This window comes from Xenorhabdus sp. XBWT (genome assembly GCF_059072735.1).
The window spans coordinates 3,243,295-3,255,509 of record NZ_CM180990.1; the positions used below are offsets into that span (position 1 = coordinate 3,243,295).

The 12,215-nt window shown below is 40.7% G+C and carries 11 protein-coding genes; 3 read left to right on the plus strand and 8 right to left on the minus strand.

Translation table 11 applies throughout. From position 1 onward, the window contains the following. Positions 1-3: 3 nt before the first annotated feature. Together AC5JQI_RS14165 and AC5JQI_RS14170 are read right to left on the minus strand one after the other, a co-directional pair. Positions 4-585, minus strand: coding sequence for a YceI family protein (locus AC5JQI_RS14165; RefSeq protein ID WP_493914688.1), 582 nt, complete (start codon positions 583-585; stop codon positions 4-6). Positions 586-618: 33 nt separating this feature from the next. Beyond that, a complete protein-coding gene (locus AC5JQI_RS14170) occupies positions 619-1,179 on the minus strand; it encodes a cytochrome b (protein ID WP_493912633.1) in 561 nt (186 codons plus the stop codon). A gap of 658 nt (positions 1,180-1,837) precedes the next feature. On the opposite strand from AC5JQI_RS14170, the gene AC5JQI_RS14175 reads away from it, so the two are divergent. Both AC5JQI_RS14175 and AC5JQI_RS14180 read left to right on the plus strand, forming a co-directional pair. After that, entirely contained in the window at positions 1,838-2,089 is a 252-nt protein-coding gene (locus AC5JQI_RS14175) for a glutathione S-transferase C-terminal domain-containing protein (protein ID WP_493912634.1), read from the plus strand. A 271-nt stretch (positions 2,090-2,360) separates the two neighbouring features. After that, the gene (locus AC5JQI_RS14180; RefSeq protein WP_493912635.1) at positions 2,361-3,203 is read left to right on the plus strand and encodes a hypothetical protein; all 843 of its coding nucleotides are present in this window, start codon (positions 2,361-2,363) and stop codon (positions 3,201-3,203) included. Positions 3,204-3,555: 352 nt separating this feature from the next. Here the strand turns inward: AC5JQI_RS14180 and AC5JQI_RS14185 are convergent, their stop codons facing one another. The 4 genes from AC5JQI_RS14185 to prpB form a co-directional block, all read right to left on the minus strand. After that, positions 3,556-5,442: a propionate--CoA ligase gene (locus AC5JQI_RS14185; protein WP_493912636.1), complete on the minus strand. Its 1,887-nt coding sequence runs from the start codon at positions 5,440-5,442 to the stop codon at positions 3,556-3,558. A gap of 90 nt (positions 5,443-5,532) precedes the next feature. Beyond that, the gene (locus tag AC5JQI_RS14190; protein ID WP_493912637.1) at positions 5,533-6,990 is read right to left on the minus strand and encodes a bifunctional 2-methylcitrate dehydratase/aconitate hydratase; all 1,458 of its coding nucleotides are present in this window, start codon (positions 6,988-6,990) and stop codon (positions 5,533-5,535) included. Positions 6,991-7,023: 33 nt separating this feature from the next. Then, complete coding sequence (prpC, locus tag AC5JQI_RS14195) at positions 7,024-8,199, minus strand: bifunctional 2-methylcitrate synthase/citrate synthase (protein ID WP_493912638.1); 1,176 nt, start codon at positions 8,197-8,199, stop codon at positions 7,024-7,026. Next, complete coding sequence (gene prpB, locus AC5JQI_RS14200) at positions 8,183-9,097, minus strand: methylisocitrate lyase (RefSeq protein WP_493912639.1); 915 nt, start codon at positions 9,095-9,097, stop codon at positions 8,183-8,185. Before prpB ends, prpC begins: the two co-directional genes overlap by 17 nt. Before the next feature lie 295 nt (positions 9,098-9,392). On the opposite strand from prpB, the gene prpR reads away from it, so the two are divergent. Further along, complete coding sequence (prpR, locus tag AC5JQI_RS14205) at positions 9,393-11,054, plus strand: propionate catabolism operon regulatory protein PrpR (protein WP_493912640.1); 1,662 nt, start codon at positions 9,393-9,395, stop codon at positions 11,052-11,054. 416 nt (positions 11,055-11,470) lie between these two features. Here prpR and AC5JQI_RS14210 read toward each other — a convergent pair whose 3' ends face one another. Further along, positions 11,471-11,812, minus strand: coding sequence for an SH3 domain-containing protein (locus AC5JQI_RS14210; protein ID WP_237387627.1), 342 nt, complete (start codon positions 11,810-11,812; stop codon positions 11,471-11,473). A gap of 75 nt (positions 11,813-11,887) precedes the next feature. Beyond that, a complete protein-coding gene (locus tag AC5JQI_RS14215; RefSeq protein ID WP_493912641.1) occupies positions 11,888-12,106 on the minus strand; it encodes a hypothetical protein in 219 nt (72 codons plus the stop codon). Positions 12,107-12,215 lie beyond the last annotated feature (109 nt).

Below are 12,215 nucleotides of genomic sequence, written 5' to 3' on the forward strand. Positions count from 1 at the left end.
TGATCAGGCTTTTTCTTTTACACCTTCAACAGAAATGATCAACTCGACTTCCTGAGATTTTGGCCCCAGATCGCTTTTGATATTAAAATCTTTCAATTTGATTTTCCCATTGGCTTCAAAGCCTGCACGGTATCCCCCCCATGGGTCATTACCTTCACCCACCAGTTTGGCACTTAATGTCACCGGTTTGGTGACGCCATTTAGTGTCAGATCACCGACGACAGTGTAATTCTCACCCGTTTTTTTCACTTCGGTTGATGTGAATTTGGCTTCTGGATATTTTGCAACATTTAAAAAATCGGCACCGCGGAGATGCTTATCACGTTCAGCATGATTGGTATCAACACTATTTGTTTTAATAATGACATTGACCTTATCTGTAGCGGGATTTTGCGCATCGAACGTAAACCTGCCGTCGAATTTCCTGAAGTTACCGTAAAGCCAGCTGATACCTAAATGTTGGATACGGAATTCAATAAAAGCATGTTGACCAGCCGTATCAATTTTATAGTCAGCAGCTATTGCAGAGCTGGTGCCCATTAATAAAACACCTGTTGTCAGCCCGATTAATGTTTTTTTAAGCATCGTTTTTTTAAACATATAAAGATTCTCCAGAAATTACTTTTTATCAGAATTAAAACCAAACATACGTTTCAGGGTAGGGTCGCGGTCAATAAAGTGATGCTTGAATGCCGCAAGCACGTGCAATAACGAGAGCACTACAACAATCCAAGCGAGGTAAAGATGAATAACACCAGCAGTATCAGCCTGTATTCCTTGTGCTGTTAGAGTTGCGGGAACTTCAAACCATCCAAAAATACTGATGGAATCACCCTCTGCGGTAGAAATCAGGTATCCGCTGGCTAAAATGCCAAACAGAACAACATAGAGAGTGTGATGCATCAATTTTGAACCGATGCGCGTGAGGGGGCTGTAATTTGCCAGAGGTTTCGGTGGTGGCGAGATAAATAGCCATATGACACGGATAACCATGACAATAAACAAACATATTCCGATACTTTTATGAAGTTCCGGTGCGCGATGATACCAAGTATCGTAGTAGCTTAATGTCACCATCCATAATCCAAGGGCAAACATCCCGTAAACGGCAAGGGCGACCAGCCAATGGATTAACACAGAAATATGACCAAAGCGTGTGGAAGTATTTTTTAATAGCATACTGTTTCCTTATTTTTGATCATCTATACCCCTCGTCCTCCAATTTGCTGCTTTTTTATCTGCGCAACTTGAAATTGACTGGGCATAACACCCAAAAATGCATTATGAAATTCAATGAAAAACTTAAGGTATTATAGTAGATAAAAATATTATTTTATTTTAGTAAATCTTAAACAAATTACTTGTCTAAGAATATCAAAATTTATCAACAATAAAATAAAAACATGTCTTTTGAGAGATAATTAGAGTAAATCTTATGTTTTTTAGGTCATTTACTTATTGCCAATTAATTGCATTTAGGCTGTTTTTTTATAAATTGAATCCGATCTTTTATTTTAGAAGGTTTTTGTAAACAATTTTTTATTATAGATGTATTATTAAATAAGTTTGTACATCTAATAAATTCAAAAAGCAGAATTTATATCTTGAAAACTAATCCTCAGGAGTATTGCTAGCCGTGTATTTATAGCAATAGTGACTAAGTGCGGCCAGAAAACTGAAACTTAAAAGATAAAAGCGATAAATCTAATTAATAAATGAATTAATAATTAATTCATAGTGAAATTATGAATTTTATTCTTTTCCTGTTTTTTCTTATTCTAAAACGTTGTAATATTTTTAAATAGTTAATTATTTCATCACAATAGCGAGAAAAAAGATGTATATACTGTGGATAGCCAATAAAACTTATTCTTCTTGTGAAGGGTTGACTAAATTTGGCGGTGAATGGTTGGCGGGAGATCAATTTACGGCTGTTGATACGTTTTATGCGCCAGTGGTTTTCCGTGCTCAAACTTATGGATTGAAATTTTCTCCTGTTAGTCAAAGGTGGATTGATCGTATGTTGAAACTTCCGGCAATGGTGGAATGGATGGAAGCGGGGGCACAAGAACCCAAAATAACGCATTGATTCACGTTACCATGATTCACGTTACTATGATTCACGTTACCATAGTTCATGGAGTTCAAAATGCGGCCAATAAAGCTGCAACTTGAAAGGCGACGGGTATATATTAAATAATACATTTATCTTGAGAATATATTGCCATTTAATATTTAATTAAATTATAAATTAAGTGATTATTTAATTATGGTTGAAAATAATTTGATTAAAAAAGTGATTATTTATCTATTTTTATAGATAATGCATTCTTCATTTTATGGAACCTAAAGGATAGCAGATGTATTGGAATCACGTTGTTTCTGGTGTTGTTTTTAGTGCTATTTTCAGTGGAGTTATCGGCGGGATTCTTTGGGTTATACAAAATAAAAAGAAAATAAGTAAGAAATCTGCTGCTGTTATTTTCATTGTTGCAACCATTAGCTGGAACTTATTTTATTTTAAAATTCTTAGGGAAAACAATGGATTAATTGTTAATAACCCTGATTTTTCAATGTTAATAGAGCAGGATTCTATTTTTTTAACTATTAAAAACAAAGATCCAAAACTTTATAATGAATTTAAACAGATAGTCTCAACATTGCAGAAAAAAAGTAAAAGCAAAGAGGAAATCCAAAATGAGATTACTAAGAAGTTAATTTCATTAACTAATAATCGTATTTTGTTTGCCCCGGATAAAAATGTTATTTCTCATATACAAATGGTTATAAAGCAAATGGATTTTTTGCAGAAAGAAAGCGCTGAGAAATGTCTTAAATTTATTTTTCCAGATACAGGGGAGGACTTTTCTGAACTTATAAAAATATCGACATTGTTTCCACCAGAGTTATATGCTCAGCGCGTAAAAACGGATAAAGAGATGATTATCGCTTCTTATAGTGAAAAACAGCATCAATTCTCGGTTGAAAGCAGTAGCCTTGCTTTACAAGATATAGAGCACATAATGACTGATATGGTGCATAAATATGGTGAAGATATCGCGTTGTTAGAATCGCCTCATCGTGCTAATACTAATAAAGAGAAAAGCTGTAAATTACTTATTGATCTGAACAAACGAGTTGTTGAATTACCACCGGAGAAATCTGCTCGCATATATCGTTATTTTATGAGTCAGTTGCAATAAAGGCGTTTTCTTTCAGAAATAATTGTAATAAGGGCAAAAAAAAAAGCTCCGTGTAGGAACGGAGCGATAATGGGTAAAAGTAGCTGGGAAAATATAGTACATTCACAGAGTAACGCTATGCTATTAAATGCCGGCTAAACAACAGGGTCATTGTACAAAAATGATGTCATATTAGCTTTTAAAGGAAAGGTGTTAAGGTATGATTTCAATATCGGCTTTGAATGCCATTTAACTGTATGATTTATAAGTTATTTTTTCAAATTCTTGACATAGCCCATGATCCATGAATTCTCAATTCATTAACAAAGATACAATTTGAAAGAAGACAGGTATAAATCCTTTGTCTGTTTTTTTAATGAAAAATTGCATCCCGAATAATTTCCAGTGACACGGGGTTTTCAACCAGAGCAATATCACTGGGTTCGCGTCCTTCACAGATTGCCTGCATGGTGCGGCGCAACATTTTTCCTGAACGAGTTTTGGGTAATTGGCTTACAAAATAGATACGTGCCGGGCGCCCAACACTGCCGATTTTTGTATCCACAAGTAGCATCAGTGCTCTTTCCAAAGTAGCAAAATGCTCGGCACTTTGGATTTCCCGTCCTTCCTTAAGGACAGTAAAAGCAACCGCCGCTTGTCCTTTTACATCATCCTTGATGCCAATCACAGCAACTTCGGCCACATCTTCATGGCTGGAGATACACTCTTCTATCTCCCGTGTTCCTAAACGATGACCAGAAACATTAATCACATCATCCGAACGCCCCAGAATAAAATAGTATCCATCGCTGTCACGAATTCCCCAGTCAAATGTTGAATATACTGGTTGGTTAAAGCGCTTCCAGTAAGTATTGATAAAACGAGTATCGTCACCATAAATAGTTTGGATACAGCCTGGTGGCAGAGGGCCTTTAATGACCAGCATTCCTTTTTCATTAGCACCACATTCTTGAGCGGTCAGTTCATTGATCAATTTGACGTTAAAGCCATACATAGGGAATCCCGTGCTACCAAAACGACTGGATCTGTCGTCCAGACTCCGCGCAATTGCCATAATCGGCCAACCTGTTTCGGTTTGCCAGAAATTATCAATTACAGGCACATTTATGGTTTCAGCAATCCAACGGGCAGTATGTTCATCAAGAGGTTCTCCTGCTAAATACAGTGTTTCAAGCGATGAAATATCATAATTGGCAATACAATCCGTCGGGTATTTTTTCAGGACGCGGATTGCCGTAGGAGCAGAAAACATTCTGGTAACCTGATATTTTTCGACAAGTTGCCACCAAATGCCGGCATCCGGGCGTACCGGTAGCCCTTCATACATGATGGTTGCCATACCGGCGATCAGAGGAGCGTAAATAATATAAGAGTGTCCGACAACCCAGCCTATATCTGATGTACAAAAGAAAACACCGCCTGCTTTACCACCAAAAATAACGTCCATGGACGTTGCCAGTGCTACAGCGTAACCGCCGACATCTCGTTGTACTCCTTTGGGCGTTCCTGTTGTGCCTGATGTATAGAGCACACAGGAAATTTCATTGGATTCAAGCCATGTGACAGGTACTTCAGCATCAAAATATTCTTGCCTCAATGTGGAGAAATCCACATCTCTGCCTTTGACCCAATTGATATCAGCCAGTCCACGATTCACCATCAATACATGGCGTGGTGTGTGGTTAGCTGACTCAATGGCTTCGTCCAGCAATGGTTTATAGGGAATGATTTTACCTCCGCGTGCCCCCGCATCTGCGGAGACAACCAGAACAGGTTCAGCATTATCTAGCCGGGTAGCCAGGCTGTGCGAAGCAAAACCGCCAAATACCACTGAATGGATTGCCCCGATACGGGCGCAGGCCAGTAAAATAAACAGGGCTTCAGCTACCATTGGCATATAGACAACCACACGATCACCTTTTGTGACACCGAGTGAAAGCATTATGGCAGCGGCTCTATTGACTTCCTGATGTAATTCTTTGTAAGTAAATACTTTTTCACTGTTGATTTCAGTTGAAATAGCAATCAGTGCCTTTGAATCAGGTTGGCTCTCCAGCCAGCGATCTAATGCGTTATAGCAAAGATTGGTTTTTCCTCCGCAGAACCAGCGGGCAAAGGGAGGATTGCTGTGATCCAATACCTGATCGAAAGGCTGCTGCCAATATATTCGCCTGGCTTGTTCTGCCCAAAAAGCATTAGGATCATCAATCGAATGCTGATAGAAGTCTTGGAATGACATAACCTCTCCTAGTACTGTACAGATGAGAAGCGGCTCCAGAAACCAGAACCGCCATCTTTCATCTTTAAGCCATAGTTTGAAATCTATTGGTTACAGGTTATAAACGTACAAATCGAGATATTCGTTTACAGGGATGTCTCTCAATGAGATGAGGTTGAGGGAGACAGCCTGAATTTTTTGTTGTTGCTCTTCTGAAAAACGGCGCGACAGATTGATTTTGAATTTTTCCTCTAACAAAGGAATACCATCTTTGCGGCGGCGGGCATGTCCAATTGGGAATTCAACCTTCACTTCATCCAGTTGAGAGCCATCGGTAAATTCCAGAGTCAGTGCATTGGCAATGGAGCGTTTTTCTGGATGGTGATAATCATGGGTGAAATCGGGATCTTCGACGCAGCTTATTTTTTTCCGTAAAGCATCAATACGGGGATCGATGGCGATATTGTCCTCATAATCCGCAGCGGTCAGGCGACCAAAAATCAGCGGTATGGCAACCATATATTGAATGCAGTGATCCCTGTCTGCCGGATTATTCAGTGGGCCTTGTTTATCGATAATCCTGATACAAGCCTCATGGGTTCGGATAGTAATCCGGGCGATATCTTCAACTTGTTTACCCCGTTCTTTCAGTTGCTGATGCAGGATCATTGCTGCTTCTACGGCAGTTTGTGAATGGAACTCTGCCGGGAAAGAGATTTTGAACAGCACATTCTCCATCACATAAGAGCCATAGGGACGCTGGAATTTGAATGGCTGACCATTGAATAAAACATCATAAAACCCCCACGTTTTTTCTGTTAATACGGAGGGGTATCCCATTTCGCCTTTTTGAGCAATCAGAGCAAGGCGTACTGCGCGGGAAGTTGCATCTCCTGCCGCCCAGGATTTGCGGGAACCGGTATTGGGCGCATGGCGATAGGTTCTTAAGGATTGTCCATCGACCCAGGCCAGTGAAACTGCACTTAACATTTCCTCACGCGACAAGCCCAGCATATGGGCAACAACTGCTGTGGAAGCCACTTTGACTAAGACCACATGATCCAATCCGACTTTATTGAAAGCATTTTCCAACGCCAGACAGCCTTGAATTTCATGGGCTTTAATCATGGCTGTCAGTACGTCCCACATGGTTAGAGGTGTTTTCCCCCGAGACACGGCATTTCTTGATATCCAATCAGCAGTGGCGAGTATTCCCCCAAGATTATCAGACGGATGTCCCCATTCAGCCGCTAACCAAGTGTCGTTAAAATCTAGCCAGCGGATCATTGTACCAATATTGAATGCAGCCTGAACGGGATCAAGTTCAAATTGAGTTCCCGGTACGCGCGCTCCGTTAGGCACAATCGTCCCCGGAACAATAGGTCCCAATAATTTTGTGCAGGCGGGGTATTCTAATGCTTCTAAGCCACAGCCCAGTGTATCGATAAGGCAATGATGGGCAGTCGCGTAAGCAATTGGGGATACGACAATGTAGTCCATGACATAATCCACAATATCCACAATCACATGATCATAGTCAGGGCGGTTACTCACAACAGAGGCAGACATAATCAATCCTTAAATTGTTATTTATAAATTGCGCTATTTACGTTTATCAATGGGTATAAATTGTAAATTTTCAGGGCCGGTATAGTTAGCTGAAGGACGGATAATTTTATTATCAATACGTTGTTCCATAATGTGTGCCGCCCAGCCTGAAGTGCGGGCAATGACAAACAGTGGCGTAAACATAGCAGTAGGAATGCCCATCATGTGATAAGACACCGCAGAGAACCAATCGAGGTTTGGAAACATTTTCTTGTTATCCCACATCACAGATTCAATTCGATTCGCAATGTCATACATTTGGGTTGTACCTGCTTCTTGAGATAGTTGCAGGGCGATTTCTTTAATCACTTTATGGCGTGGATCGGAAACGGTATAAACCGGATGACCAAAGCCGATGATGACTTCTTTTCGCTCCAAACGGGCAAGAATATCGGCCTCAGCTTGATCAGATGAGTCATAGCGCTGCTGGATTTCGAACGAAACTTCATTGGCCCCGCCATGTTTCGGCCCTCTCAGCGCACCAATACCGCCGATAATGGCAGAATAAGTATCTGATCCTGTACCTGCAATCACGCGGCTGGTGAAAGTCGAGGCATTGAATTCATGCTCGGCATACAGGATAAGGGAGATATGCATTGCTTTTTCCCAAGATTCAGGCGGCTTCTGGCCATGCAGGAGATGGAGGAAATGCCCGCCGATGGAATCATCATCAGTTTCAACTTCAATGCGTCGCCCGTTATGGCTGTAGTGATACCAATAAAGCAATATTGAACCAAGGGAAGCCAACAGACGATCGGCGATATCACGTGCGCCAGCAAGGTTATGATCTTCTTTTTCCGGCAGGGTACAGCCCAGAACAGAAACACCCGTGCGCATGACATCCATTGGATGCGCCACTGCTGGCAGGGCTTCCAATGCCGATTTAACGCTACTGGGCAGACCGCGTAAGGCTTTCAATTTGGCTTTATAGGAAATGAGTTCTGCGCGGGAAGGAAGCTTATCGTGAATAAGTAGATAAGCTATTTCTTCAAATTCACAATGGGCGGCTAAATCGAGAATATCATAACCACGATAATGTAATTCGCTACCGTTTTTTCCCACGGTACAGAGTGCTGTATTGCCCGCAATAATGCCGGACAAGGCAACGGATTTTTTGGGTTTGAATTGAATTGATTCAGAAGATCCCGTTGTCTTATTCTGTATATTCATGAATATCCCCTCTGCTGTTTTTCTGCGAAAACAGGGCATCCAGTTTTCGCTCAAAAGCGTAGTAGTTGATGCTTTCATACAGTTCATTGCGGGTTTGCATCATATCAATGACATTTTTCTGTGTGCCGTCGTGACGCAAAGCGGTATAGACTTGTTCGGCGGCTTTATTCATCGCTCGAAACGCCGATAGCGGGTAAAGGGCGATAGCGACATCCACGCTCCTTAATTCTTCAATAGTAAAGAGCGGGGTAGCGCCAAACTCAGTAATGTTCGCCAAAATGGGAACCTGTATTCTGGATGCGAATTCCTTATACATATGCAGTTCTGTAATAGCTTCAGGGAACAGCATATCCGCGCCAGCTTCAATGTAGGCAGCGGCTCTGTCCAGAGCGGCATCCAACCCTTCCACAGCCAATGCATCAGTACGTGCCATAATGACAAAGTTTGCATCGGTGCGGGCGTCAACGGCAGCCTTGATGCGATCTACCATCTCTCCTTTGGAGACAATTTCTTTATTTGGACGATGCCCGCAACGTTTAGCACCGACCTGATCTTCAATATGGATGCCCGCAGCGCCTGCTTTGATAATAGAACGAACAGTGCGGGCAACATTAAATGCTGAGGAACCAAAACCAATATCAGCATCAACGAGAAGCGGTAAATCGCATACATCTGTAATACGGCGGATATCAGTCAATACATCATCCAGTGTCGAAATGCCTAAATCCGGCAAACCGAGCGAACCAGCAGATACGCCACCACCTGAAAGATAAATAGCCTTGTAGCCTGCTCGTTTTGCCAGTAACGCATGATTTGCGTTGATGGTTCCGACTACCTGTAACGGAGATTCGGCCTCTATTGCCTGACGAAAAGCCAAACCTGCAGAATAAAATGCCATATATAACCTCATTGTTACTAAAATGAAACTTACTTGTACTGTGTTGTTATTTAAGCAAAGTGTATGCCAAAAATCAAAAACAAGAGCAAAAATTAGACATCATTCAAATTATGGAATATATTTTTATTTTTAAATCAACAGCATGATGGGTTTTGGTGGAATAGAGTGGTGACCAAATAGTTATTGGTTATAATGTATACTTGTTTCATTCTGAATCAATTATGTTTCATTTTTGTTTTACTGATAACAAATGAAACATTGAATGAAATTATTGAAAGGGAAGCAGGGGAGAAATATGGTATCAACACATGCAGAAGAGCGTGATAACAACAAACCGGTGATTTGGACAGTCTCCGTTTCCCGGCTTTTCGATCTTTTTCGTGATATTACGCCAGAATTTGATCATCAGGCAGAAATCACCCCTATCCAGTTGGGTTTCGAGTATGCAATTCAACATATTCGTAAGCGTCTGGAAACAGAGCATTGTGATGCCGTAATTTGTGCCGGTTCTAATGGCGCTTATTTGAAAAGCCGCTTATCCGTGCCAGTGATTATTGCCAAGGCCAGTGGATTTGATGTCATGCAAGCATTGGCTCGTGCCCGGCAAATCAGTTCCCGAATTGGTGTCATTAATTACCAGAATACTTTTCCTGTATTGGAGGAGTTTCAGCAGAGCCTCAACCTACGGATTGAACAGCGTAGCTATGTGACGGAAGAAGATGCCAGAACACAAGTCAATGCCTTGAAATCGATGGGCATCAAAGTGATTGTCGGCGCAGGGTTAATTACCGATCTTGCTTATGAAGCGGATCTGGTGGGTGTTTTTATCTATTCCGCTGATTCTATCCGGCAGGCATTTCAGGATGCGCTGGATATGGCCAAAATGACCAAACTCAATCAGTCAATAATTTCTCCTTTCCCAACGGAAGATAAATTACGCATTCGCCATACGATCAGCGACATTAGGGGAAATTCTGCTGCAATGGAACATGTTCGCAATACTATTATGCTGTATTCCCGTTCGGTGGCCACGGTCTTGATTCAGGGCGAAAGCGGTACAGGGAAAGAGCTGGTGGCACAGGCCATTCATTACGAATATACATTGCGTTACGGACAATTGGTGGGCAAACATCCACGACCCTTTGTAGCCGTTAATTGTGGTGCTATTGCGGAGTCTTTGCTGGAAGCTGAACTATTTGGTTATGAAGAAGGTGCTTTCACGGGTTCGAGGCGAGGTGGACGGGCAGGTTTGTTTGAAGTCGCTCACAGAGGAACGTTGTTTCTGGATGAAATCGGTGAAATGCCGCTACCTCTGCAAACACGGTTATTGCGGGTATTGGAGGAAAAATCTGTTGTCAGAGTCGGAGGATATCGCCCGATTGCTGTTGATGTCCGTATCATCTGTGCAACTCATTGTGATTTGGATACATGGGTGCGAGAAGGGCGTTTTCGTGCAGATTTGTTCTATCGTTTATGTGTATTGCGGATCAATATACCGGCCTTGCGGGAAAGGGAAAATGATATTGGTTTATTGGCAATGGAATACCTGCAACGAGCATTTGCAGCGCAAAATTTATCTGTTTCATCATCGAAAAGAAAAGAATTTGTTGCTTGCCATGAAGTCTTGAAATCCTATCACTGGCCGGGAAATGTACGTGAATTACGTAACTTGATGGAACGGATAGCGCTTTATTTAAGTGCCAATCCTGAACAGTCCCTGACTCCTGAATTGATATTATCTCTCTCACCTGAGCGTCAGATTGATATTAATGATGCCGATAATTGTATAAAAGCAGCCAAGTTTATTGAATCACCTTTATTTATTGAAAGTATTCCTTCAGCGCATGAAGTTATGGCACGATTTTCAGGTAATCGTCGTGCGGCGGCGGAATATCTGGGAATTAGCCGCACGACATTATGGCGGAGATTAAAGTGGGAACAGGATAAAATTAAATAGAAAAATTAATCATTATGCCTGTTGTTTATAATATGAATCTAAATAGCGTTCCAAAATTGTAGATCATTTTCTACTCCTCGCCACATGAGGAATAAGGGAATCTCATAACTTGAGTGTATCACTATTATAAAAACCCATTTAGTATTTTAATTGATAAACGATCAGGGTTAGACACCGAAAACACGGCATCCAGATTGCCGAATTCTTCAAACAATTCTTTGGTGGCAGTGCCCTGACCGGCAATTACGGGAATGGGCTTCAGAAATATCATTATAATCGGGAGTAAACTTCATTATGTTAGTCTCATTAGCTTGATAGCATATCTTGGTTGATATTATTCCATTTTTCTAGCTAACATAATCCCAATATTGTTATTAATACATTAATACTGGGATGATTATCACCATTGTTATCATTTAAATCGTCAGGCATCCCTGCGGAACCCAACCAATTTCGCCTGAATTTTTATGAGCCCAATACCAGCCATTCAACAATCGCTCCAGAAACAGACATTCCCCCACTTTTACTGTCAATTCATGAGATGTGTAATTTTCGTTACATACTGCTTTATTTATCGAGATGAAACGTAAAATTTGTTGGGGAACCCAACCACTGATATTTAAAGTATTAGTTGTCCATATCCAGTGGGGATATTCAATGTCACTATAACTAATTAAAACTATCTCTCCGGTTTTCAATTTTATTGGATTTGGATACTCACTAACATGATCATGAATGACAGTGCCTTTTCTCAGCATTTCTACTCCTTAATTTTTTTGATAATAGAAAACTGTGTTCAGGTAATTATTTTTTAATTAATTGATCTTCATACATTATCGAAACCAGGTGATTTTTGATTGTTTTTTGGGATAACTAGAAATAGCTATAAGCGAGTTTAATTTGGTGATCATCCCTAAACCCTGTATCCCAAATAGTGAATCTGACAAATCAAAATATGTCGGTAGCGCCAATATGCCTTGAAACCAGTCGGTAAGCTCCAGTTCAATCACATTGGCCAGAGTTAAAGCACCATATTTCAAGAATATATCCATTTATTAGCCCAAGTTAATTTGGTTGATTTTATGAAAATAAGGAAATAAAAAACATTCTGCAATCCATTGATAACAGATATTAAAGATGCTTTAAAGATTTTTTTTCATT